Genomic DNA, 26,253 nt, shown 5'->3' on the forward strand with positions numbered 1-26,253 from the left:
GGCGCAATTTCGTTCATCTACCGGAGCGCTTCTTCATGGCCACTTTCACCAAGACCGCCGTCCTGCTGGCCCTGGCGCTTAGCGCCGGCAGCGTATTCGCCGCGGCCAAGCCGGCGGATCAGACCATCTCCACCCTGGGCGGCAAGTTCACCTTCAACTTGCCCAAGGCCTACGTCGCCGACCCCCTGCCAGCCGGCAAGGCGGCAGACGGCACCGGGGATACCCAAGGTACGATGTACGCGAACCAAACCACGAAAAGTGTGGTCATCGTCGCCGAAACCGTGCGCAACGACGGGGTAACCATTAAAGACAATGACCCGCAGTTCCTCGACGGTGCGGTAGCTGGCTTCATCAAGGACCAGAGCGCCGCCCTGCCCGACTTCAAGAAACAGAACGAAAAGAAACTCACCTTCAAGGGCCTTGGCCTGCGCCAGGTCGACAGCACGGCCACCCAGGGCGGCGGCAAGACCTTGAACTCCACCTTCCTCGGCGGTTCCGGCAATCACTTACTGGTGATCCAGGCCATTTCGCGGGCGGATGATGTGAAGGGGCATGCAGAATTGGTGAAACAGATCACCGGCGGCAAGTAAACCGCCCGTTAAAACCACACAGATCAATTGTGGGAGGGGGCTTGCCCCCGATGTCGGTGTGTCAGTCACAACATCTGTATCTGACCCACCACCATCGGGGGCAAGCCCCCTCCCACCTTTTTAGCGGTGTTCACTTCACATTGGTTTCCAACCAGGCCTTCAAATCCTGCACTTCCGCTGCACTGATGGTGTGGTTCATGCCCGGATAAGTATGAAACTCCGGCTTCAACCCCACCCCCGACAACACCTCGTTCGCCCGCGTCGCCGAGGCATACGGCAGCGCTTGGTCCAACGTGCCGTGGCCAATGAAAATCGCCAGTTGGCCCAATCGCTCATCCGGCTTGAGCTGCGCCTTGAGCACCGGCAGCACGCTGCCACTGAGCGCAGCAATCCCGCGCACCAACTCAGGGTCACGTAACGCCACCTCGTAAGACATGATCGCGCCCTGGCTGAACCCTACCAAAAACACCCGGTCAGGCTGGGTGTGGTATTTGGCGGTGGCCTTGGCGACAAACGCCTTGATCAGCCTGGCGCTGTTCTGCAGGTCCTCAGTCACCCCATCGTAATCGCCGTCGCCCGGGGTCTTGGTAAACCAGCGAAACCCATTGGGTTCCACCGGCGTCGGAGCCCGGGCCGACAGGTAGGTCCAGGTGGACGGCAGCGCATCCTTGATGCCAAACAGGTCTTCCTCGTTGCTGCCGAAACCGTGCAGGAAAATCACCAGCGGCTGGTTGCGCGCATCACCCTGGGTCTGTTCCAGGTACGACAGCGGCAAGTCGGTGTGCAGGCTGGAATCGGCATGGGCGACACCGGCCACCAGCGTCAGTGCCAGAGCGAACAGTTTGAACATGGGAATCGACCTCAGGGTTTGCGCAGCAAATAAGTGTCCATGATCCAGCCATTGGTCAGACGCGCAGCCTTGCGCACTCGTTGGATGTCTTCAGCGACTTCACTCACCTTGCCGCTGATGAGGATTTCATCCGGCGTGCCGAGGTAGGCCCCCCAATAAATGTCCAGATCCTGATCGGCCACGGTGCGGTAGGAATCTTCGGCGTCGAGCATCACCACCAGGGTGTCGGCATCGCTCGCCTGCCCCGCCGCCAAGCGGCGCCCGGTGGTGATCTCGATGGAGCGGCCGATGCGGTTCAGCGGCACTTTGTGCTGGGCCGCCAGGGCCTGCACGCTGGTAATGCCGGGGATCACTTCGAATTCAAAGACGCAGCGGCCACTGGCCAGGATCGCCTGCAAAATGCGAATGGTGCTGTCGTACAACGCAGGGTCGCCCCAAGCCAGGAAAGCCCCCACTTCACCGTCGGCCATTTCCTCGTTGATCATGCGCTCGAAGGTCTGCTGCTTGTCGCGATTGAGGTCCTGCACGGCGCTGGTGTAGTCGATGTCCCCGCGCACCCGCTCGGGGCAATCGGCCTCGACGAAGCGGTAGCCGGGCTTGGTGATGTAGGTCGCGCAGATCTCGCGGCGCAGGTCGATCAGCTTGTCTTTGCTCTGGCCCTTGTCCATCAGGAAAAACACGTCGGTGCGGTTCAGCGCTTTCACGGCCTGCATCGTGATGTAGTCAGGGTTGCCGGCGCCAATGCCGATGATCAGGATGCGTTTCATGGGTTGCTCTCATTGCGGGGCGTGGATTTTGCCATGTTCACGCACTCAGGCGTGAGTTTCCAGGCGCAGGCGCCAGACGCCGTTGAAGCGCAGTTCAGTGCAAGACAGCGGCGCCACATCGATGCGATAGAACATCGCGACAGGAAACTGCATGACGTACAGCATTGCGGCGCGGATGACAAACGGGTGGGTAACGGCCACGACATGGCCGGGTTCGGTTTGCAGCGACTGCATCCACTGCGCGACCCGTGCACAGAGCTGATCCACCGACTCGCCACCGTGAGGTGCGCTGGCGCTGTCGGTGAGCCAGGTGGTCAGTTCGGCGCTGTCGAGCGCGGCGATGTCCTGACCTTTCCAGTGCCCGACATCGCCATCGCGCAAGGCTTCGTCGATCACCGCCTGATTGCCGAACAAGCTCGCCGTCTGACGGGTTCGCGCCTCGGGCCCACAGCGCAGCCGCACACTTTTTTTAAAGCGACCGGCCAGGGACAATGCCGCGTGTTGCCAATCCATCGCCACCGATTCGTCATCGGCAAAGCAACCGCGCTTTTGCAACGGCGTGGCGGCATGGCAGATCAGTGTCAAACGGCTGGCTTGCATCGCAGATCGCAGCTAGGTGAAGGATAAGGCGACCAAGACTGGCGCAATTGGCGCCATGACGCAACGCCTTGAGCCAGACGGCGCTGCTGCGCTAATCAAACCACTCCCGCCGCCCTTCGAACGTACTGGCGATCAACTCGACAATCATCTGCACCGCTTCGGCATGCTGCACCCGCGCATTCACCGCCAGCCAAACCTGGCGCTGCATGGGCTCGGCGAGCAATCCCGGCAAGGCCACCAGGCCACGGTCGAAGCTGCCCATGTAGTGCGGCAGCAAACCGATGCAGGCACCGCAGCGGATCATCTCCAGCATCAGCGAATAGGCATGCACCTGCACCACCGCGGCCAGGCGCTGTGCTACTACGGTGTTCCACGGCTGCAACGCGTCCACCTGCCCATCCGGCTGCCACTGCACCAACATGTAGTCATCGAGGTCTTCGACACTGTCGGGGCGGGTCGTCAGCCGCGAGTAACGCTTGGCGATGTGCGGCAGGTAGTGCAAATGCGCCAGGAGCCGAGGCGGCTCGGTGGGAAAGCTCGGGCCGGGCGCGGAGCCTTCCGTGTCCGACAGCCACAGCACCACGTCAACGTCCACCGCTTGCAGGGACAGTTGGCTGTCGATGGAGATGATCTCCAGACGCACGCTGGCGTTGCGGCGCAGCAAGGCGATCAAGTCGCGTCCGAGGATGTCGTGCAGGATCGGCTCGGCCACGGCCAGGCGAATCAGTGGCTGCGCCACCACCGGCAGGCGCCGCGCGTGAGCCAGGGCCAGCAACTGCGCCTGCAACTGCTGGCCATCGCGGCTGAGTACCAGACCGTTGCCCTGGTAGCTGAACAACGCATGGCGCAGCTGCTCTTCCAGTTGTGCGAGGCGTTTGCGCAGCAGCGTCGCCTTGATATTCAGGCTGCGCGCCGCCTGCATGAAACAGCCGCAGCGCGCACTCACCAGGAAGTAGCGCGCGACCTCCGGCTCGATGTCGTTGGCCAGGGCCAGCCAGGCGCCGCGGGACTGACTCGGCTCGCGATAGGGTGCAGGCCCCGGGGGGCCAGACGGTTCTAGAAATGCCATGGGAGACTCCCTGTCTTGTGCATCCAATACGGTCGACGCGTGTTACTCCAGCAGCGTGTTCAACTGCGCGCCGTCGATACTCAACGTCGCGGTATTGAGCATGCCTTCCAGGTACGCCTTGGCGATCTGTTCCTGGCGTTGCGCGCGCAGGGCCTGGGTCAAGCGCTCACGCAGTTCGTCGAGGGTGGCGGTGCGCGCCGGTTGCTGGGCGGTGAGCTTGAGCACATGGAACCCCGCCGGGCTTTGCACCACCTCCGAGACCGCGCCGACCTTGAGCCGCGACACCGCTTCGCGCACCGCTGGCACCAGTTGCTGCAACGGCTGCAAGCCCGAGTCGCCGCCGCGCTGGGCGGTGTCCGGGTCTTGCGAGTATTGCGTGGCCAGGGCGGCAAAATCCCCCGGCGCGGCCTGGGCCTTGCGGCTCAGTTCCTGGGCCTGGCGCCGCACCGCGTCGACGCTTTGCGGGTCATTCAGCGCGAGGAAGATCTGGCTGACCCGGTACATTGGCGGCGTTATCCATTGTGCTTTGCCAGCGTCGTAGGCCTGCTGCAATTCAGCGGCACTGGGGTAGTCGGCCGGCACCTGGCTGACCGAGAGCATGTAGTCGCGAAACACGATCTGTTCGGTGGCGGCGCGGGTCTGTTGCTCCACCTCCGGGCGCTGGCGCCAGCCTTGGGCGTCGGCCTGTTCGAGCACGGCCTTTTGCGCCAGGCGTGAACGCAGCCAGCTCTCCAGGGCGCCACGGTTGCCGCGCAGTTGCTCGCGGGATTCGGCCGGCAGGCTCGCCAGCACGCTTTTCAGTTCAGGCAGGTCGATCTGCTGGTTGCCCAGGCGCGCCACAGCCGGCGCGCCGTGCTCGCTCGGCGAGGGCGTGACGACAGGCGCCGGTTGCTGAGCGGCGACCGGGTCGCTGCCCGGTCGCAGGCTCAACCCCACCGCCACCACCAGCAACGTCAGCGCCCCGGCGCCGACAACCACGGTTCGCTTCTTCACAGCACCGGTACCTCTTCAGCTACAGGTTCAGCCGCCTGGGCCTGCAACTGCGCGGCGTGCTGGCTGTACTCACGCAGATAGACGATAAATTCCTGCAGCAGACGGTCCCACAGTTCCAACTGACTGCGCAGGTGCGTGGCGCCAACACCGGCCACCACCACGTCCATTTCCATCAGCAGAAATTCGCCCTGCACGGACAGCCGGGCAAACCGGCGCGAGGCGTTCCACACCTGGGTCAGCCCTTCGGGCAAGTCGCCCTGCACGCGCAGCGCGCAGCTGTAGGTGAAATCCACGTAGCTGCCCGGCTCCGCCGCCGGGTTGCCGAAGCGCACGGCAAAGCCGATGCCCTGGCTGGCGCTGAGCAGTTGCACGATGCCGTTCTGTTCGCTTTGGTTGACCCGGTAGCCCGCTTCCTGCAACAGCTCGGTCAGGCTCAGGACGGTAACGCTGGTGATCAATTCGCTCATGGGATCTGTTCCTTGTCTATCAATGATTGGCGGCTGCCTGGGGCGCATCAAAACGGGTCTTGTACAATTCGTCGCCAAAGCCCTGGGCCAGTTCCTCGAACTTGACCCGCGCGCCGCTGGCGAAGGGCTGGCGAATACTCATCACCTCGGCCACATCGATTTTTTCGTAGGCCGCGAGCAACTGCTGGGCCACGCCGTACATCTGTTGATTCTTGGCTGAACATTGCTGCACTTGTGTGTCACGTTCGCTCAACTGCGCCTGCAGGCGCGCACGTTCGGTTTCTTTACCCTTGGCCAACACCAGCAGTTCGTCATAAGCCTTCTTGAACTTGCCGATCTGCTCGTTGCTCGCCGCTGCCTGGGCTTGCGCCTGGCTGTGCAGGTTCTGTTGCTGGCCGGCGAGTTGCTCGGCCACGCCACGGGCCTTTTCCAGCTCGGCGGTCAATTGCTTGATTTGCGCCTGGGCCTGCTTGGCCTGGTTTTCCGCCGCCAGGCGCGCGGCACTGGCCTGGGCCTGCTCGCTTTGCAGCGCCTGCAACTGCTGGGTGGTGCTGCGCAGTTGCGTGCGCAGGCGCTCTTCCATGCCTTCGGCCGAAGCGCCGGTGGTAACCAGCAGCAACAGCAGCGCGCATATTCGCGTGTTCATGGGGCATCTCCCTGCGCATCAGAAGCGCGTGTTGAGTTCCAGTTGCATCACATCGACTTCGAACGGCGCGCCATACACTTCCGACGCGCTCAACCAACGCGCACTGGCGTAGATGTTCTTGTCGATGCCGTAGTTGCCGCCAATGAAGTAGCCCTTGGCGTTGGTGCCGCCGAGGTGATACGAGGAGTCGTTGAAACCGTCGGGCAAAGCGTCAGGCTGGATGTACTTGTAGCCGGCCAGCACGTTCCAATCGCCACGTTTGCGCATCTCCAGCGCACTGCCGAGGGTGAACTGCACCATCATGGCGTTGCCGCCACTTTCAAACTGGCCCTTGCTGTTGATGTTGTTGACGATCTGGCCTTCGCTGCGCTTGAGCATTTCGCCTTTGTCGTAGGCCAGGTTGCGGATGTAGTTGCCTTGGGTGCGCAACTTGAAGTCGCTGGGCAGTTCGCTGTCCCAGACCAGGTTGAGGTCCAGCACGTCGAACTTGGACGCCAGGCCTACGTACTGCGGGTCTGGCGTTCTGACAGGGTCCGCCGGGTTGGTGGTGTTGTTACGCAGCAGGAACACACTGTTGCCTTTTTGCATAAAGGCCACACGCGTGCCGTCGGTGTCGCAACCGGGGGCGCCGGCCCACGGCGAACAAGGACTGGAGCGCTCGCCCTGGATGTCCTGGAACTGGTAGTAGGCCGCGGCGAGCTTAAGGCTGTTGCCGCGGTTGATCTTCCAATCGGCGCCGATTTGCCCGCCGAACAGCCATTTGGTCTGACTGTCTTCCTTGTCGATGCCGTTGCTGCTGGCGGCATCCGCGGTGTATTCGACCGGGAATGCGCCGAGAGTGCCGAACAGGCCCCACTCGTTGTTGAGCTTGTGGTTGAAGATCGCGGCCACGCCGTCGAAATTGAGCTCGTTGGAATACATCATGTCGGTGGCGTAGAACGGATTGGCGATTCGCCCGCCGGTCAAGGTCATGTAGTCGGTGGTTTTCCACCTCAGGTAACCCTGGTCGAGCCAGATGTCCTTCTTGCCGAAGCCACCGCCCAGGGTCTGGGTAGTGGACACCGGGTTATTGTCAGAGCCGGTACCCAGGCGAATGCCGGCGGTCCATTCCGGCGAAATCACCGCTTTCATGCCCAGGCGCGCACGCAGGCGGAACAGGCTTTCGCGGTCTTCACGGGTGTTGAGCAGCGGCGGCAACTTGGTGTTGGAGTTGCGGTTGACGTCGTAAGGCCCGTTCTCATTGAGCTTGGCGTAATCGAGGATTTCATTGCTGTTGCTCCCCGAGAAATAGCGCGACTCGTCACGCAGGCGGATATCGCCATCAAAGCTGATGCGCGAGACCCAATCCGGGAAGGTATTGGGCTGGGCCCAGTTTTCCTGCTTGGCGGTGGCCATGACTTCGGCTTTCACCTGATCGCGGATCTGATCGCGCACCGCTTGCGGCACGTACTGCACGCGCACATCGCCAGGCGCCGCCGTCGGGCCGCTGGCGACCACCGGGGCGGCATTCGCCTGGCGAGCCTGCTGGGCTTCTTTTTCCGCTTGGGCAATCAGCCCATTGGCGGTGTCCTGGGTGAGCACGCCTTGCTGCACCAGCAGGCGGATCAGGTTGATCGTGACGTTTTCCGAAGGGGCGACCGGGGCGGCCGTCGCCTGGCCGACCAGGGTCGCGATGACCATGCCAACCGCCAGGGTCAGCCGATTCACGGGGGAAATCATTCGTAAGCAACTCCTGTAAAAAACTGCAAAAAATGGGTTCGATCAATCCGGACGCCGGCCCTTGAGGGACAGGCGCACCGGCATGCTCACCGAGGCTGGAACGCGTTGCGCGGCATGCGGTACACGCAACGCCGCCAGCACCTGGGCGTCGGTCTCGCGGTCGCCGCTGGACTTGGCCAGCTCCACACGCGTGACCTGGCCCTCGGCGCTCAACCACACATCCGCCTGTACCGCGTAGGCCTTTTTGCGCAACTCCGGGTCTTCCCTCAGCAGGCGTTGAAACACCCCCGCCAGGTATTGCTTGTACGTGCCGGCACCCAGGCCTCCGCCGCCGGAACCGGCCATGCCGCCGCCTTTGCCCGCGCCGATGTTGAAGCCGTCGTTACCGGACTGCGCATCGCCATCGATCTGCATCGGGTTGGCCAAGTCGTCGGCCGGCGAAGGCGGCGCTTCTTCCGCCGGTTTCACCTCTTCGGGCTCCGGCGTGGGCACCGGTTCAGGGACTTTTTCTTCCACCTGGGGCTCGGGCTCCTTGGGTTTTTCCGGCGGCGGTGGCGGCGGTGGCGGCAACGGGATAATGGTCGGCACCTTGGGTGCTTCACGGCGTATCCCACTCATGTCATTGGCCCATTGCCAGAGGAACCAGGCGGCCACGGCACCCAGCAGCAGGCCGGCGCCCCACTTCAGCGGGCGCAACGACGGCTTGTTCTTCACGGGCAACGGCGGCATCGGGATCTGTGCGGTCATGACTCAGCCCTGGCTCGGTTTGCCGGTGACCAGCCCGACCTGGGACAGCTCCAGCCGCCGCAGTAAATCGAGCACCTCGATCACCTTCTGGTACTGCACGGTGGCGTCGCCGCGCACGATCACCGGGAAATCCGGATTCAACGCTTTCTCGATGCGCAGGCGCTCCTCCAGCTCGCCGAGGGTGACCGGGTAGGCATCGAGAAACACCTGGCCGCCGTCGTTGACGGAGATGGCCTTGGTCTTGGCCTCCGACAGCGACACCGAGGCACTGGCCTTGGGCAGGTGAATCTGGATGCCCGAGACCTGGGCGGTGGCGGTGAGGATGAACATCACCAGCACCACCATCAGCACGTCCACCAGGGGCGTGATGTTGATGCTGTCGACGGCGGCATCGTCGTCATCGTCGTGGGAGGCATTTACGGAAGCCATGGCGATTCTCCTCAGGCCGAAACCGGCGCGTGATGCGGCACGCGATGCGCCGTTTCACTGAACTGGCCCTCACCGTGCATCTCCGCCAGGCGCGTGATGAACTCGTCGACAAACACGCGCATGTCGGCGCTGACTTCCTTGTTGCGCGTGATCAGGCGGTTGTAGCCGAACAGCGCGGGGATCGCGACGAACAGGCCCATGGCCGTGGCCAGCAAGGCCGCCGCCATGCCCGGGGCGATCGCATTGATGTTCACGTCACCGGCCATGGCCGTGCCGAGGAACACCACCATGATGCCCAGCACCGTACCCAGCAGGCCGATGTACGGGCCGCCGGCGATGGCGTTGGACAGGGTCGACAGTTTGGAACTGAGTGCCTGGTTTTCGCGGGTGCGCACGCCGTCCATGGAGCAGCGGATGGCTTCGATGGTCGCCGCCGAGACCGACGAGGTGTCGGCGCCCTGGGCGCGGCGGGTGCGGATCTCCTTGACCGCCACGCAGTACAGGCGCCACAGCGAAGAATGGGTCAGGCGTTCGGCGAGTACGCTGTCGTCGTAGAACATTTCCAGGCGGGTGCCGATCTGCGCGAACTGCTCGCGAAACGCCTCGTTGGCACTGCTCACACGGCTGACCATACGGTTCTTGCGAATCATGATGACCCACGACTGGAACATCATCGCCACCAGCACCAGGATGATCACCCAGGCATCCATCGGCACCGCGTTGAGCAGAAAGCCCAGGCTGCCGAAACCGAAGCCCGACTGTTCTTCATCCACGCCGTAAGCGACCAGTTTCGACTCGGCGCCCTGGGCGCTCGCATCGGCCAGCAGCACGGTCGCCGGGCGGGCCACCTTGGACAGGCGCAGCTCATCCATCGCCCCGGCAAACGGCAGGTGCGTGCTGGCCGCTTCCGGCAGATCGGCACCGATCGCCAGTTGGGTGTTGAACGCCGGCATGGCCACCGCCAGGCTCGCGGTTTCGCGGCCGTTGACATACAGCGTGACTTTTTCACCCTCGGCGGTGAACGCCAGGTGCTGCCATTGACCGGGGTTCAGCGGCTGGGTCGAGACGCCGCGCTGACCGTCGATTTCCACGAACGGCATGCCTTGGTTCAACCCGAGCAACAGGCTATGCGGAGCCTCACGCCGGGCCAGGACGATCTGTTCGCCGCTGGCCTGGTCCAGACGCAGCCAGGCGCTGAACGTGAAGGCACCACCGGCAGCATGTTGCAGCGACGGGCTGGCCGGCAACAGCAAGGGCTGGCCACTGAACTGCAAGGCCCGCCCGACCACGCCGTCGATGCTGCTGCCGGTGGCATTCAGCGCAGTGTTGGCGTAGGCCGTGGTGTCCCGTGGCGGTGTGCCGCTGGCCCCGTCAAAGTGATACAGCGCAGTGTAATTCGGGTCGAAGGTCAGCTGGCCGTTGGCGGTGGCCGCGGCCTTCTGGTTACCGTAGTACATCCACAGGTCCTGGCGCTGAGCGCCTTCGACCTTGGGCACATCGACCCAGATCAGCGCCATGCCCATCAGCGGGTCGAAGCTTTCGATCTGGTGGTTGAACACGGTCTTGTCATCGGCACCGACAAAGCGCAGGTCGCTGCCGTCATCCTTGACCCCGTCAAAGGTGAAGTTGCCGGTGTGCAGGCGCACCAGCAGCGCGGTGCGGCCCAGGGCCTGGTTGATCGCGGCGCCTTGGGCGGTGGTGTCCACGCTGATCTGTTTGCGGTAATGCCAATCGTCCTGCCACCAGGCATGGGCGGTGGCCGGGAGCGCGAAGCCCAGGCAGATCAACAGGCTCAGGAATAGGCGTTGCATGGGAAGAATCTCCGGGAAAAAAGGTCAGAAGGTCGCCTGCACACTGAAGTGCAGTCGCGAGTCCTGTTTCTGGGTGTTTGGTCCGTCGAGCAGCGGGTAGCCCCAATCCAGGCTGCCGGACAACCATTTGCTCAAACTGGCGCGGGTGCCAAGGCCGACACTGGCCAGGCTGTATTCGTCTTCCTGCTCGGGCAGCGGGTCGTGCAGACGCAGGCGCGCACCTTCGGCGAACGCGTAGAAGCGCCACTCCTGCACGTAACTGCCGAGGAACTTGGCCAGCGACGGTGTGCGCAACTCCTGGGAGAGCAGCAACCCCTCATCCCCCGTGCGCTCCGCCGCCAGATAACCGCGCACCGAGGTGGCGCCGCCGGCAGAATATTGCTCGTTGGACACCAGCGGCCCCGACGCTAGTTGGAAGCCGGCCTTGGACGCCGACTGCCAGTCGTTGGCGAAGGTGTAGGTGTAACTGGCATCGCCCTTGAGCACGGCGAAACTCGGGCTGGAGTCCCAGCGCTTGGCGCGGAATTCCTCGGCATCGCTGCCGTAGCCGAAGAACGCCCGGGTGCCCACCACCAGGTTCAACCCCAGGCCCAGCTGGGATTTTTCGCTGTAGCGGTAGCCGTTGTAGCCAAAGGTGAACGGGGCATACTTGAGCGGCACCTGGTCGCTGCTGGCGCCGAATTTCAGTTGTTCGTCGAAGTCCTTGAAGTCGATGCCGAAGGAAAACGAGTTGGCCCAGTTCCCGTTCAGCGGCAGGTTGTAGATCGCAGATACCCCGTAGGAATGGCCCTTGCCCAACACGTTGCTGCCGCCGATGGTGGCGATGTTGCTGTCGGACTGGTAACCGGAGAACTGCAGGGTCCAGCGCTCATCCAGCGGCGCGCTGTAGGAACCCGACCAGACCTTGGCATTCGAGCTGTCCTGGGGCGCGGTGAAATACGTCAGCGAGAGGCTATGGCCCAGTTGCCAGAGGTTGTCGTAGCCCAGGGTGGCGACCGAGCGCAGCTTCTCGGTGTCGGCGCTGTAGTCGTTGTTCAGGCCGATACTGGCGTGCCACGGGTTCTGGTCTTCCACCTGCAAGTCGACGTCCATCGTGCCGGGGCGCTGGCCCTCGCGCACCAGCGGCGTGACCTGGCGTCCGGCCCCCCGATTGAGCCCGGCCAGCTGGGTTTGCACGCTGGCGAAATCCGGCACCGCGCCTTCCTTGAGCCCCGGTACTTCCTCGCGGATTTCCACCGGCGAATAATGCTTGGCCCCCACCACCCGCACGCGGCCGACCTTGGTTTCGCTGACTTGCAGGTAGACGATGCCGTCATCGACCTTCTGCTCCGGCAGTTCCACAAACACCGACTGGTAGCCACGCGCCTGGTAGATCTTCTGCAGCGCATCGCGGGCGCCTTCGATATCGTTCAGGGTTTTTTGCGGGCCGAGAAACGGGTACACCGCCTCTTCGATCGTTGCCGCATCGAGCACGGTATTGCCGCGCACGAAGTACTCGTTGACGTCCACCCGGCGCGCCGGGGCATCGCCCTCCTCGGCCAGCGCCGGCTGCACCAAGGTGCCCAGCGCCAAGCAACACAGCGCCAGCGTTGACTTGAACAGATGCTCCACACAGCCCCCTAAATATCTAAAATGTTGCGCCCTCGCCGATTGCACGGCGTTTGGCCTGCTCAATTGCCGGTTGTCGAAAGTTGGCTGTGCCGTGCCAGCCAGGTGTGCAACAAGGCGAAGTTCAACGAGAACTCCGGCATGTGCAGCAAGGCACCGCAAAACACGTCACCGATGATGGTCTGGATCAATTGCACCGCCCGTGGGTCGTTCAACAGGGTGGCGATATCGCGCTGCAGCGCCTGGATGCCCCACACCTTCTGGTGCAGGTCGAGGCCGACGAACCAGCGGAACAGCAGGTTGTAATTGAGCTGCTCGTGCAGTTGCTGTTCGCTGGGCACGGAATACAGCAGTTGCAGCAACAGGATCTGCAGCACGGTGCGCGGTGCGATCTGCATCCCGGGTGCGGGCCGCAGCAGGGCGTGGTGCCGGTCGAACATTTCGTCGATCTGCGGGCGCAACAACACCAGCGAATGGCCCGCGGGGATGTAGCTGGAGACTTCCTTCAAGGCGCCCTGCCAATCGTCCTGCGAAACGATCCACACCCAGGGCGCACCATAGCGGTACACCGAAACCGGCTTCTTGCGCGCGGCTTCGACAATCTTCGACAGGCGCTGATCGAGCTCCTGCATGCCGACTTTCGAGTAACGTTCCATAGTTCCCATGTGCCCCACTCCTGGCGTCCTGCTGACGGCTGGCGAGGCGACTTGTGGCCGCCTCCAGCGCGTTACATAGGCAAGACGGGCGTGGGTGGGAGCTACCGAACTTTTGTCATGAAAGCTTCATTTTGGATTGAGTGGGGGGCATTTTTTTGGGGGGGGAGCGGGTACATATCCGGTTCTTTGGGCGTGGCGGATGGTGGGTCGGTGGGTATATCCGGTTCTTCGGTAACGGCGGCTGGCGGTTCCGCTCTTACAGCGGGTCACTTTGGAAAAGCCCCAAAGTAACCAAAAGGCTCTTGCCCCACCACTCGGCACCTCGCTAGTGCTCGGTGTGCCCTCACTCCGGCTTGAATCCGTGGGCCGCCGTCATGGGCCATCCTTGGCCCAGGACGGCTAACCCGGCGTCCTGCCGGGTTACCCACGGATTCAAGCCTGCGTTCGGCCAGCGTGGTTTAACGGGGCGCCTAAGATCAAAATCAAAAGCCAGAGCAAAAGCAGAGCAAAAGCATAATGAGATCTATCTGATATATGGAGCCCCCTCCCACCTTTCCAACCGAGTTAGCCATGAAACACCAGCCGGCTATTAGGCCGCCGCGCCAACAGCAAAAAAAAAGGGGCAATCACTGATTGCCCCAAACGTACATCGAGAGGTCCTTCCACCTACAACGTGATCTGCTTGCGCTCCTCATCCGTCAACCGCGCACGCGCCTGTTCGCTCAGCGGCCCGGCGCCCAGTACCTGCACCGGGCTGTTGGGGTTGTACCCCGAGGTCTTCGGCTGTTCCTGCGGTTCGCGTTGCACCGGCTCGGAGCCAAAGCTCAACACTTCCACCGTCACGATCGACGCCCTGCCCTGCTTGGCCGCCGCCTGCTGGCTGCGCGCCGCGTCTTCCGCCGCCTGGGACGCCGCCGCCCCCGCGGCGCTGGCCGAGGTCATGGCGCCGGTATTGACGGTGGCCGTCACCGGCACCCCGGACGACTTGCCCTGGGTCTGGATGTTCGCCGCGTTGACCACATGCAAGGCGGCGATGTTGACGTTGCCCGAGACCCGAATGCCCGCCTCGCCCGCGTCGATGGTGCCGGCCGGAGCCAACAGGTCGATGTCACCGGCCGGCACTTCGGCAATCGGTGCCAGGGTGGCAATACCGGCACCGGCGCTTGGCACACTGGGTGACAAGGTCACGTTGCCCCAGGTGTCATAGAGCCGCTTGGGCGGCGTGTACAGCACGGTGGTTTTCGAGCCACGGCCGGCGTTGATGTCGCCTTCGTTGGACCAGGCGAGAATCGCCCCGCCAAAGGTGGTCATGATCCGGCTCTGGCCTAGCAGGATGCTGCCCCGGGAATACAATTGAATATCCCCGGCACCCTGCGTGAGGACCCCGGCACTGGCCGGCGGCACGTTGCCTTCAATCCCGAACACCTGCTGCCCGCCCGGGCTGAGCATCTGGATATTGCCGCCAAACAGGGTATGCACCCCGGCACCGCCGTACAGGGTAATGTCGCCGTTGTACATGATCGGGTTACCCGCCACGTCCTTGCTCGGCAACAGTGCGTTGATGGCCGCGCGGCTGCGGACAAAGCTACCGGAACGCGGGCCAGCGGCCAGGTTGTATTCGCGACCACCTTCGCGCACTTCGGCGAAGTACACCGAACGGGCAAAGATGCGTTGCTGCTCGTGGCCCAAGCCTGCAAAGTACGCCCGCGCCTGCTCGGCATCGCCGCTGAAGGCGTAGCGCTCGTTGAGCCATTGCAACAGTTCGGCCTCGTAGGTTTTCGCCACCTTGCCGGCTTGCGCGGCCAGCGCGACACCCTCGACCGCCTGATTGGCGCGGTCCAGGTAGGGCGTGACGAACTTCAGGTAATCCAGGCCGTTGAGCCCGACCCCGGCTTCCAGCACGATGGATGCCCCCGGACGGGAGTCGCCCACCGCCACCGGTCCCAGGCTGGTGATGGATGCTTTGTCGGCCATCAACAGGTTGCGCCCGGCACTGACTTCCAGGGTGCCGGGGCCGGCGACGTTGAAGCTGCTGTAGAGAATGTCGCGCCCGGCGGAAACCACCGACACGTCCTCTGGGCGGCTGTGAACGAACAGGTTGCCGCGGCTTTCACCCAAGTAATCGCCGTTGTAACCCAACAGTTTAGGAAGCACCGTCGACGAGCCCATATCGGTACCTGAACTGACAATGTCGCGCCCCGCCCGCATCCAGACCGGGCCTGCGGACTCATAGCGGACCTGGCCTTGACGCGGGCTGCCGAACGTCAGGATCTCACCGCTGCGCAGCCCCACGATGTCGCCCTGCTGGGCATAAAACCTGGCCGGCTCTGCCTGGGAAGCCGGACGCGCAAGATCAGTCGCGCTGCGGAAGGCGAACAAGGAAAGGTCGTCCTGTATCGCGTCACTGCCCAGGTTGTTGACGACCAGGCTGAACCCATTCCTGCCGACAAAGGCTGGCGCGAACGGCGTCGGTATAGCACCCTGGCTGTCACCCGACTGGTTGACCGCATAACCGCTGGCGTAAATTGAGTCCCCGGCCAACATGGCCAATCGTCCTTTGCTCGACGGCGCCAATAACAGCGAATAAGCGGGATTGTTAGGCAGCGGGCCAGCACCCAGCGCGGATGCGCCGAGATAAATACTGCCATTGGCTGCTACCACGCCGAGCTTGGAGGGGAAGATGAAACGCCCGTCCGAACTGGAGTAGTTTTGCTCGGGCAGAGGATTCAGCTGGCCATTGGCGCTCAGCGACATGCTCTGCACGCTAGGCGTCAAACTGCCACCTGCGGAGAACAAGTCGATGGCGGTACGTTCGGTCCATAATGAGAACCATGTGGTGCCATTGCCATAATCGCTACCGTTGTAACTGAACGCTTGGGTATTTTCGGTAGAGACGCGTCCAGGGTCGCCGGTCCCCGCCAACACCAGGTCACCTCGCGTCGACAGCGTGGCCGTGGCGTCGCCCAGCATCAAGGTGATCCCGCCCGTGGCCGTGCCCAGGCTTGCGGTGTACGGCGAGTAGGCTCGGCTTTCCTTGACATCCTGATCGTTACGCATACTGCCGTAATTCAAGGCAATGCCCCCCAGACTGCCTGCCTGCAGGTTCAAGGCGCCACGCAGGTTGGTCAGCACGCCATTGAGGCTGAGTGTTTGTGCCTTATAGTCGACTGATTGCAAGCTGGCGGTATTACTGCGGGTCGCACGAGCGTCCAGCCCAGGGTTCAAATCGCCTCCCATGCGTACATCCAGGTCGCCGCCCCCCGTCAACAGCAATTGACCGTCCACCACCCGCCCGGTACTCCCCACTGCCAACACCAGGCCTTCACTGCGCGGTGCTCTCAAGCCATCCACGGAGCCACGGCGCGTCTGCATGCCACCATCGCTGCCCAGGTCCAGGGTCAGATTGCCGCCGCCCAGCGTGCCGACACCGGTGAACCCCACCAGGCGTGGCAGCTGGTCTATCTGTGCAGCGTCGTCAAAATACCGGTTGGCAGTGCCGCTTTTGCCCTTTATATAAGTGCCAAAGTTGATCCACCAACTGGTCGGTATCGGGGTGACACCCGCCGTGCTGCCTGTGCCTTGGCGCCACAACCAGTTGCCCAGGTTCGCACTGTTGAGTTGGCTGCGACCGTCATTGTCCATTGGCCTATCTTGCATCGACGTCCAGACAGCGCCCGTCAGGCTACCGCCAGTGCGCAGCAACACGTTGCCGCCCCCGTCTGGGTACCAGGCGGCGTAAGGGCTGGCGCTGCTTTCATCGACCAAGGCTTCATACGCCTTGGCCGCGCTACCCAGTACCGCCCCATCCGCAGCGGTGGCGCGAGCCCGGTTGAAGTCGGCGGCGGCGCTGCCTGCGCGAGACGCGCTGGAGGCCCCTGCGGTGTACACGCCGTAGGGCGATTGCATTGAGACGTTGCCCGCAGCGATCAGATCCAGATCACCGGTGCCGGTGCGCAGCACACTGAAATGCTGACTCACGGGTGAAACCAGTTTGACCGGCCCGACGATCACCTGCTCAGGGATTGCTGGAGTGGGTTCGCCCAAGGAAACGCACAGATCTGCGTCGCACATGCTTTCGTTTTCGGGTGACACCGGCGCCCCGGGAGTAAAGCCAAACAACTCGGCTAAGTCGCTCCACACATAGTTGACGCGCACGCAAAAGTCCGGGCAAGAAGTCCACTCGGACTCCGGCACCGGAGTACCCGCCGTGACGCCGAACAGTTCGGCGGCAAAGTCACTCCAGTACCAGGCGCCGCCTGGCCGGGCCGGTTGCCCCGGGATGATGGTTTTACTGTGAGTCTCGTAAATGCCGTAGTGCGTGTCCGCCAGGGTCAGGTCGCCGGCAAAGGCCGGCTGGATCGAACGCGTGTCGGCCGCCTGGGTATCAGCACCGGACACCAAACGCAACGACCACGACTGCGAGCCTTCGGCCAACATCGGTGCCACAGCCCAGTTCTGGCGTGCCGTGGCGCCGGTCACGGTGCGCAACGGCACCGATAGCGCGCCGTTCGGCAGTTTGACGTCCGTGCCATAAGGAATCAGCGCGCCAACCTTGAGAGCCAGGTTCCCAGCCAGCAAAACACCGTCGGTCGCACTGCCGCTCAGCACCCCTCGGCTGGGTAACGGCACGCCGGCCGGCCAGGTCATCGCGCGCAGGGCGGCAGCGCCCGCCAATACCGTGCCGGCGTCCAGTCGTGTACCGGCAGCGAGCACCACAGGTTGTTGCAACAACGTGCCGGCGGCATACAGCAGGTTGCCGGCGCTGTCGCGCACCGCCGCGCTCAACACGGTATTGGCCGGCAGGGTCAGTGGCGCATCGAGGATGCCCTGCGTCGGCAGCACAGTGCCTTGCGCCAGCGTGGTGGCCTGGATCGGTAACGAGTAGTTGAGGGTCTTGCCAGTGGGGAATGCACTGCCCTCTGCCAGCACCACACCCGGGCCGGGCACGATCACATCGCTGCCGAACCCTTGCAGGCCGGGCGTCAGCACCCAGCCGTTGTCGTCCGGGGTGGGCGGCGGCGGGGCAAAACCGTCGTTGATGCTGCCGTAGACGTCCAGGTTGCCACCGGCACGCACCACCAGGCTGCCGACCTCGCCCGAACCATACACCGACGTCTTCGGCGTATTGCGGTTGAGGCTGGCATAGCGCATGCCCGACAGGTCCAGGTCGCCACTGACCACCAGATCGCCTTCGGTGACGATTTCCACGCCTGGGCGCAGGTGGAAGGCGTCGGCGTAGCGGCCGTTGTTCAAGCCCGCCAGCTTGCCTTGCGTCAACCCGAGGTTATTCAAGGCATTGTTGATAAAGGTTTCACTGAGCGCGTGTTTTTTATTCAGGTAATCCTGATCGATCACCTGATACGGCCGGCCACTGGCCGACGGCTCAACGCCGAGCGGCGCATCGGTGTAACGGGCGACGGCGTTCAGCGCGATGGAGCGGGCGCCAAGGATATCGACGCGCCCGCGCGCATCGATGGCCACATCATTGGCATTCAGCCGGGGGGCATTCAGTTCCAGGGTGCCACGGGCCAGGCCGTCGTATTGCCCCGGGCCACGGCCCAGGACCGCAGCCGTGCCGTGGCGCACGTCGATACGTGCGCCATCGGCCAAGGTCAATTGACCGTCACCGCTGTTGAGTTCAACCATCGCCCGGTTCGGCGCATCGATGATTTTGCCGTAGCTGTCGACCCGCAACGCCGTACCGTGGGCATCCAGCACCGCACTGCCGGCGAGGGTCAGGCCCTGCTTGCCGGCCAGGCGGATACTGCCGACCCGCTCACCACTGGCGTCGACAGTGCCTACCACCGTCAAACTGCCGTTATCCACCGAGACATTGACCTGATTGGCCTTGAGTTCATCGCCGATAACCAGGTTGCCCTGCTTGAGCTGGAAGCTGCGCGAACCCCACACCTGCCCCTGGTTCAAGCGTTGGTTCAACGCGTCGAAATCCCCCATCTGCTGCGCACGAATGTCCACCCCACCCGCCTGGTACGGCACCAGGGTGCCACCGGCATCGTAATAGCCGCTGCTACCGGCGCGGATCTGCCCTTGCAAGTCGACCTGCCCGGCTCCGGCGTCCACCGCCACGGCTTTGAGCAGGCCACCTTGGTTGTATCGGGCTGACAGGTCGACGAGTGCACCTGCCGCCTGATAAATGTTGCCGTGGCGGCTTTCCAGGCTGACGTCACCGCCCCAGCTGTATTTGCTCACGTCGTTGTTCCGCACGGTGCGACCACTGAGGTCCAGACGCGAAGAGGCGCCTAGGGTCAGCGCTTCGTCGGCGCTGAGGGTCAGCTTGCCGCTGGGCAACACCACCGCCGTATCGACCGCCACGCTACGCCCGGACAGCGATAACTCGGCGCCCAACGCGTCGATGGCCGCCGCATCCGCCGGGGCCGCACCGTTGGCCGGGGCCACTACGGTCACTGCGCCACCGGCGGTAATCCGGTTGACCGAACCGGCTTCACCGGTCAACAACGGCGCGGTGATGGTCAAGTTGCCGCCACTGTAGGCAAAGCCCTTGCCCGCTTCATAAGCGCCCTGGGACTGATGCACCGCCAGGCTGCCTTTGTGGTTGGCCGTAATGCGTTCGTCGGCGTTGAGGTGGACATTGGCAAAGCCCAGGGTCATGCGGCCATTCTCGGTCAGGCCATCGGGCTGGGCGTTGCGGCCATAGCCGAATTCGATGCGCCGGGCCTGCAGCTCCAGGGTGCCGCTGCCGGTGCCCGCACCTTGGTTGATCACGGCCGGCGGCGCATTGGTATCGCCTCCCCACACCAAGGTGCCGGTCTGGATCAACGCCACATCCGCCGCGTTGCCATAGCCATAGATCGCCGGAGTCGTCAGTAACAGTTCATCCAGCAGTGACTTACCCGAGCTGTCGAGGGTGCTCAGGGTGGCGCTGCCATAGAAGTTCAAGGATTGCCCAGCTGTCAGTGCCAGGCTTTTCAGGGCCGGTGCGCCGCGTGAGGTATCGCCGCGCAACAGGCGATCCATCACGTGCTGATTGAGGGTCAAGCCCGACGGCAACACGCCACGCGCGGCGGCCTCGGCCAACGCCTCGGGGCTGCCGACGTTGATCCCACCCACCGCCAGCGCCAGATGACGGGTGCCGTAGCGCACACCGTCACTCAAGGCAAAGCGGTTGGTGGTGGCAAAGGCGATCGAGCCCTCGGAATACAGCGACGTTTCACCGCTGCAAGCCCCTGGATTGCACTGGCCGATCAGGATGCTGCCTGGTCCTCTATTATTATCGCCAGCGGTTGGGGCCAGCATCTGCAAGCGCCCATTGGACACTGCCAGGACACTGTGAGCGCCTGGTCGATAGATAAAACCATCATCCGAGTCATAGGCAGCCTTGCCGAGCCCCAGGGTGTTGATCGATGCACCTTGTTCGATCTCAATGGCGCCCGAAGACGTACCCGTCATCAAGAACACTTCCGGCGCCGCCAAGCTCGCCCCCTGACGCACAACCACCGAGTTCGCGCTGGTTCCTGTGTCGAACCCGGCGAAATTACCACCCTGGCCGTACATCACCGTCATCACGCCGCCCACCACCAAACGGGCGGCCCCCAAGGCATTCAAATCACTGGCGCGTACTGCCACCGTCGACGGCGTGGCACTGGCTCGGGCGGTGTCAGAAATCACCTCGATGGCGTTGCCCTGCACCGCTACAGTGGCACCGAATCCACCCTCCGCGGGTTTAAAACGCCCCTCGCCATCAAAGGTGAACCCCACGTCTTTTTGACCGGCGATCAGTTGCAGCTTCAGGGTTTTGGCGTCGGCTTCAAGGGCCGCACGCGGGACGCCCAGGCGCGCAGCGTCAGCGCGCACGAAGTCTGCGTAACGGGTTTCGTTGTACTGGGAATACCGGCGCAATACCGCCGCCGGCGTGACGATCACCTGGCTCGACAGGCTGTCGCGAATGCCGGTGTGGGCAATCGACAGGAAGCCCTCGGTTGACCAGGAACCGTTATTCATGGCCGAGGCGTTCGGCGTCGAACCTGCGGCAAACGCCGTTGCCAAGCCGTTGATCTCGACCCGAAATGCCCCCGGCAACAAGGCATAAGTAGACGGCAGCAAGGTATAGGTCCCCGCCGGCAAGCCTGGAACCCCGGCGCCGATACTGATTTGTTGCCCCACCAGCGGCTGGGTCGCACCCGGCTCGCCACCGCTGGGCGCGACTCCCGGCTGGGCGCCGGGAACAATCGCATAGATCGGGTTGGTGGCCAGCCCCGGCAAGGTAAAGCGCCCGTCCGTACCGATTTGCACCAACGGGTTGTAGCGCGCATCGGTAGAGCCGCCGCGCCCGGACACAAACGCCGCGCCGAGCAACTCACCGCCACCGGCAAGGTCCAGCACCGCGTCCTGCTGCACATTCAGCGAGCGCCCGACCAATTGCAGACCAACGGCCAGACTGCCCGTGCTATAGGTGCCACCGACGCCCAGCAACTCCACCTGTTTGCCGTTGTACTGCCAAGTCACACCGTCGACTGTCCCGCCATACGGCAGCACCAGGCCACCGGCGCTGACGGAGGTCAGGCTGCCAGGCAACAGGTTGATCACTTTGGTGGATCGGACGATGCCGCCATCCACGCCCAAGGTCAGCACGCCCATGGGCGCCCGTAACACGCCGCCTTGTTCGATGGTCGAGGCACTCAACAGTAAGCTGCCAAACACTGAATAAGGTTGCGCCGGGGCCTCACTGCCGACCCGGCCGATGCGCAAGGTGCGTGTCGGGTCAAAGTCGCTGTTGGGCCCCGTGTAGCCGGCCGTGACCTCGGCAACGGCCCCCGTAGCCGGGTAAATCTGCGCCGCCGTCAGGCTCAAGTCGGCCTGGGTGGTCAAGGCGGTTTTAGTATTGTTGGCGCTGCGGGCCAGAAAGCGCATATCCCCCAGGCTGACCAACTGGGCCTGATCGAAGGCGCGTCGGTCAATGCCGTTGGCCAACGCCTTGGAGCGCTCGGCATGGGCACCGAAGTTGAGGCTATCACGCACATCCAGCACGTTTGCCGCTTCAACCCTCAAGAGCCCGGCTGTACCCTGCGTGGAAACGCCACCCTGGACGGTCGGACGAACGGCGCCGTCGCTGCCCTGGCTGTTGTTGCCAACCCCGGCCAGGCGTACATAAGGCGCCGCCAGGAGCACTTGGGACTGTCGGGGCGCGCCATCCGTCAACGCCATGGCCCCGGAATACAGGCTCAGGCTCTGCCCCAGACGCAGGGACACGTCACCGTCGAAGCTGATCAGACCATTGCTCAACAGCGACAGGTTATCGAAGCCGCCGGCGTCGACCTGGCTGACCGTGAGCCGGCCATGACCATAGGCCAGGCTGCCCGCGGCCGATTCGGGGGTGCTGCCGGCGGGCAACGGCACGCCCGCATCAGCGGCACTGACAATCAATTCGCGGGCTTGCCGCACGCGAGCCGCAGCCGATTCGGCGTACAGCGGCGTTTCCAAGGCCAGGCTCAGGGAACCACCCGCCGCACCGGCACCACCGCTGCTGGCCTTGAGCGTACCGTCGAGGTACACGCCGGTGTTGGATGCCAGGGAGATGTTGCCGCCACGGCTGGCGATCACGCTCGGGCCGGCACCGACCAGGTCCTGCACCGCCTGGCTGCCGGAAGCGTCAAGGCGCGCGCCTTCGCGCACCACCACAAACAGGTTGGCGGCGGAGGCGATCCCGGTGGCCGGGTCGATCACCCCGCCAATCACGATAGTGCCGCCCTGGCCGACCGTACCGTAGCGCCGGCCGAGACTGTCCACTGCGGTGAACGCCCGCCCGGCCACGTCCAGTACTGCGTGTTCACCGATCCAGATCGAACGGCCATGGCCTTGGTTTTCAACGTCACCGGCCACGTTGGGTTGCACGCTGACGGCGCCCAGCGTGATGCTGCCGCCCCAGGCATTCAGGCTGCCATCCACGGTCAACTGGCCAACGCTGCGTAGACTGATCGCTTGACCCGGATCAACCTCGATCCGCGCGCCCTGGCCGATGCGCAGTTGCGCCGACGCCATCTGCGCCGCTGTCGACAACAACGTACCGGCTTGCAAGCTCACGCTCGCGCCTTTGCGGGGGGTCAACAGGCCCTTGGTGGGGTTTTCCTGATACTGTGGCGCAGTCCAGATCTCCAGTGCGGTGCGTGGTGCTGCACCGCTCGCCACGCTTTGTGCGTTGTCATTGAGGCGGTACACCGGTGCTGTCACGGCAAGCTGGGTGCCATCGGCGACCACCAGACCTTCATTGCCCGTGATCTCATAGGCGCCAAAGCCCTTATTGAAGAACCCGCTGTTGAGCTGCAACGTCCCGGTACCTGGGGCAACCGCCGAATCGCTGATCAGCACCCGGCCGGCCTGCACACTCAGGCGCCCGCCGCCATTGACCCCATACCCGAGCAGCTCACCGTCGAGGGCCAGGCTGCCTCGGCTGTCGGCGCTATTGGCGTTGGCCGCGAGCGTCAGGTCACCGCCCTTGCCGCCAGTGAGCTGGCCCTTGGCATCCAGGGCTGCGCCGGATGAGACGTCGACCTGGCTACCTGCCGCCAGGGTCATATCACCGCTACTGCGCAACGCCACGCTGCCGCCGTTGAGATAGGGCAAACGGCTGCCATCGCCGGTGCCCAGCCGCTGATTGCTCCACAGGCCGCTGGCATCCAGGGACACGCCGTTGTTCACCGTCAGGCTGCCACGCCCGCCGAGCGTCACATCGACTTTGCCGGCAGGGGTGATCTGCGTTTGTACGTTACCCAGTTGCAGGCTGCCGGAATGCGCGGTCAGGTTGGCATTGACCTCGATTTTCGGAGCAAACAGGCTGATGTCGCCGGCGGCGGCCACTTCCAGCGCACCGTTGACCAGAATCGAACCGGTGCTGGCGATTTTGATCGCCCCCAGTTCCGTCGCGTTCAAGGCATCGGTGTCCAGATAGAGCGTGGACACCCGATCGGCCGGCAGTACGGTGGTCAAGTCCAGACCTGCGGCGATAGCCGCCCCCCGCTGCCCGAGCACGACGTTTTTTACGGTGCCGGCATCCGCTCCCAGGGCGTACTGCAACGTGGCGCTGTCCTTGACGTAATACGGCACGTAACTACCGACCACGAATTGGGCACCGCGGGCCACGGCTTTTTGCGATTGCACATAACCGTCCAGGCCTTTTTGCGCGGCCTGGGTCTGGCGTTCGCCCTGATAGGTGTCACCCACAACCTGGCCCTCCAGAACCGCACTGGCGGTACTGACGACCAGGCGTCCGGCATCGCGCCCCACGGTGTAGGCACCTTCTGAACGCTCACGCGGGGCGATCAAGGGGTTGTAGTAATACTCGGTCACGCCCCAGCGCTGGCTGTGGTCTTCATAGCCTTTGTAAATCCCGCTGTAGAGCAAGTCCCCCGGCGCGGTGGACAGTTCATACAAACGCCCGTCAGGCCCTTTGAGCCAGGTTTGCTGGACCTTGCCCGCCTGCACATCGAGGGTGCCGCCGGACAGGTTGATCTGCGACCCCTGTTGGGTCACCACGTCCTTACCGCTGAAGGTCACCGTACCGCCCTGGGCCATCCACTCGCCAATGCCGTGATTACGGGTGCCCAAATAACCGCCCACTTCCAGCAGGCCGCCCGCGGTGTACCAGCGGTCGGTGGCGTAGCCATTGGTGCCGGCCGCGACAAAAATCAAGTCGCGGACATCCACCCACACATCGTTGTTATTCAGGGACTTGCCGTCGCGATTGACCGCCGCATCGCGCTGCTCGTTGCCCTGGATATTGACCTTGACGCTATTGGACGCCATCGACACCTTGACCCCGGTGGCGCCGGACACGTCGATCACCGCGCCGTCGCGCACCAGGGTGCGCTGCGCAGCCTTGATACCGACCTGGCCGCCGGTGGCCAGGGTCACGGAACCGCTGCGAAAATCCACCGTGCCGTCGCTGGTGATTTCTACCAGGGACTGATCACGGCGGTAGGTATCGGCCGGCACAATGTTGCCGTCCTGATCAAGCGACGGCGTCATCAGCCCGGCGCGCTGGCTGTCGAGGGCGCTGCTGCTGTCGAGCATAATCGCGCTGAGGCTGCCCTCGCCCAGGGTCACGCTGGCGTTGTTGCCCGTGCCCTTTACATGCAGGGTACCCCGGGCTTCCACCGACGAACTGGCGAGTAACACACCGTTTTGCAACACCTGCTGGCCGGCCAGGGTGATGTCACCGGTGGAGGCCTGAATCAGCCCGCTGTTGCTGACCTTGCCGTTGCCGGTGACGCTGACTTCATTGCCCCGCGTGGTGGACGCGACATTGCCATCGGTGCTGTAGCCCTTCTTGATCACAAAGCTGTCGCCCGCCGCCAGGGTGGTCTGGCCTCGCGCGGTGGAAATGGTCCCGGCGTTCTCCACCTCTTTGCCGAGCAACAGCACATAACCGCCGCCCGCAGTGGAGGTGGCGGGCACCTGGGTCTGGATCTGCGCGCCGCGCTCGACCGTCACTTTGCCGGCGGCCTGGGTAAAACCGGGCGCGCTGTTGCTTGAACTGTACAGCCCCTTGGCGGTGAATTGCTCATCGCTGAAGCCCGTGGCGGCAGCCACCAGGTTGCGCACGTTGACCTGGCTGCTGCCGCTGAACACAACGCCGTTGCTGTTGAGGATCAGCACCGTGCCGTCAGCCTTGAGCGCCCCTTGGATCTGGCTCGGCGCCGTGCTGTTGTTGACCTTGTTGAGCGCGGCCCAATCGCTGTTCTGTTGGAACTGCACGGTGGTGTTGCGACCGATGTTGAAGGTGTCCCAATTGAGGATCGCCTTATCGGCCGTTTGCTTGATCGACACCAGCGTCTTGCCGTTGGCATCGGTTTGCACCGGCCCCTCGGCATTGACGAACAGCAGCTTGCCATCCGCGCCGATCACCACATTCAAGCCGTTGCCGCCCAGGCCGTTATGGATCGTCTCCGGCCCCGCGCTGGCGTTATTGCGGGCAGCGGCCTGCGCCGCCTGTTGCGCGGCAATTGCGGCGACGCTGGTGTTGAGGGTCTGAAAGGAGCGTTGCAACTGCTGACCAAGCGCCTGTTGCTGGGCCAACGGCGGCGGCGTTCCCGGCAACGTCGCGCCAGGGCGCGCGCCGCCATCGGCCTGCGTCACGCCCTTGGCGGCAAACCAACCCGAACTGAATGCCTGGGGTTGCGCCGCGTGGGCACCACCGGTAAACACCAGCAGTGCGATCACATGGGCCAGGGGTTTAAGGCGCAACACCGGTTGACCGGCAGTGGCAGGCACGTTGGCGGCGCGGTTGGCAGGCAGCTTCAGACGGGAACGCATCACTTACAGGTCCT

The 26,253-nt window shown here is 63.8% G+C and carries 15 protein-coding genes; 1 reads left to right on the forward strand and 14 read right to left on the reverse strand.

What is annotated here, in order from left to right:
- Nucleotides 1-35: 35 nt before the first annotated feature.
- Nucleotides 36-590, forward strand: a complete 555-nt coding sequence (locus J2Y83_RS15860) for a hypothetical protein (RefSeq protein ID WP_253396566.1) — start codon at nt 36-38, stop codon at nt 588-590.
- 130 nt (nt 591-720) lie between these two features.
- Here J2Y83_RS15860 and J2Y83_RS15865 read toward each other — a convergent pair whose 3' ends face one another.
- The 14 genes from J2Y83_RS15865 to J2Y83_RS15930 all read right to left on the reverse strand — a co-directional run bounded on the left by J2Y83_RS15865 (nt 721) and on the right by J2Y83_RS15930 (nt 26,239).
- The gene (locus tag J2Y83_RS15865) at nt 721-1,440 is read right to left on the reverse strand and encodes an alpha/beta hydrolase (protein ID WP_253396568.1); all 720 of its coding nucleotides are present in this window, start codon (nt 1,438-1,440) and stop codon (nt 721-723) included.
- An 11-nt stretch (nt 1,441-1,451) separates the two neighbouring features.
- Entirely contained in the window at nt 1,452-2,207 is a 756-nt protein-coding gene (cobF, locus tag J2Y83_RS15870) for a precorrin-6A synthase (deacetylating) (RefSeq protein ID WP_253396570.1), read from the reverse strand.
- A gap of 45 nt (nt 2,208-2,252) precedes the next feature.
- Nucleotides 2,253-2,807: a histidine phosphatase family protein gene (locus J2Y83_RS15875; protein WP_253396573.1), complete on the reverse strand. Its 555-nt coding sequence runs from the start codon at nt 2,805-2,807 to the stop codon at nt 2,253-2,255.
- A 91-nt stretch (nt 2,808-2,898) separates the two neighbouring features.
- Nucleotides 2,899-3,876, reverse strand: coding sequence for a LysR family transcriptional regulator (locus J2Y83_RS15880; RefSeq protein WP_253396575.1), 978 nt, complete (start codon nt 3,874-3,876; stop codon nt 2,899-2,901).
- A gap of 42 nt (nt 3,877-3,918) precedes the next feature.
- Complete coding sequence (locus J2Y83_RS15885; RefSeq protein WP_253396577.1) at nt 3,919-4,869, reverse strand: peptidylprolyl isomerase; 951 nt, start codon at nt 4,867-4,869, stop codon at nt 3,919-3,921.
- Entirely contained in the window at nt 4,866-5,336 is a 471-nt protein-coding gene (locus J2Y83_RS15890; protein WP_253396579.1) for a YbjN domain-containing protein, read from the reverse strand. The genes J2Y83_RS15885 and J2Y83_RS15890 overlap by 4 nt, the downstream gene beginning before the upstream one ends.
- Nucleotides 5,337-5,355: 19 nt before the next feature.
- Entirely contained in the window at nt 5,356-5,982 is a 627-nt protein-coding gene (locus J2Y83_RS15895; RefSeq protein ID WP_253396581.1) for a DNA repair protein, read from the reverse strand.
- An 18-nt stretch (nt 5,983-6,000) separates the two neighbouring features.
- Nucleotides 6,001-7,701, reverse strand: coding sequence for a putative porin (locus tag J2Y83_RS15900; RefSeq protein WP_104902988.1), 1,701 nt, complete (start codon nt 7,699-7,701; stop codon nt 6,001-6,003).
- 42 nt (nt 7,702-7,743) lie between these two features.
- The gene (locus J2Y83_RS15905) at nt 7,744-8,448 is read right to left on the reverse strand and encodes an energy transducer TonB family protein (protein WP_253396584.1); all 705 of its coding nucleotides are present in this window, start codon (nt 8,446-8,448) and stop codon (nt 7,744-7,746) included.
- A gap of 3 nt (nt 8,449-8,451) precedes the next feature.
- Nucleotides 8,452-8,877, reverse strand: coding sequence for an ExbD/TolR family protein (locus J2Y83_RS15910; RefSeq protein WP_017849147.1), 426 nt, complete (start codon nt 8,875-8,877; stop codon nt 8,452-8,454).
- Between the two features lie 11 nt (nt 8,878-8,888).
- Complete coding sequence (locus J2Y83_RS15915; RefSeq protein ID WP_253396586.1) at nt 8,889-10,688, reverse strand: DUF2341 domain-containing protein; 1,800 nt, start codon at nt 10,686-10,688, stop codon at nt 8,889-8,891.
- Between the two features lie 24 nt (nt 10,689-10,712).
- Nucleotides 10,713-12,299, reverse strand: coding sequence for a ShlB/FhaC/HecB family hemolysin secretion/activation protein (locus J2Y83_RS15920; RefSeq protein WP_253396588.1), 1,587 nt, complete (start codon nt 12,297-12,299; stop codon nt 10,713-10,715).
- A 59-nt stretch (nt 12,300-12,358) separates the two neighbouring features.
- A complete protein-coding gene (locus tag J2Y83_RS15925) occupies nt 12,359-12,952 on the reverse strand; it encodes a transposase (RefSeq protein WP_253400402.1) in 594 nt (197 codons plus the stop codon).
- A gap of 666 nt (nt 12,953-13,618) precedes the next feature.
- Complete coding sequence (locus J2Y83_RS15930) at nt 13,619-26,239, reverse strand: filamentous haemagglutinin family protein (RefSeq protein ID WP_253396590.1); 12,621 nt, start codon at nt 26,237-26,239, stop codon at nt 13,619-13,621.
- Nucleotides 26,240-26,253 lie beyond the last annotated feature (14 nt).

This window comes from Pseudomonas marginalis (assembly GCF_024169655.1).
Classification (GTDB): Bacteria; Pseudomonadota; Gammaproteobacteria; order Pseudomonadales; family Pseudomonadaceae; genus Aquipseudomonas; species Aquipseudomonas paraveronii.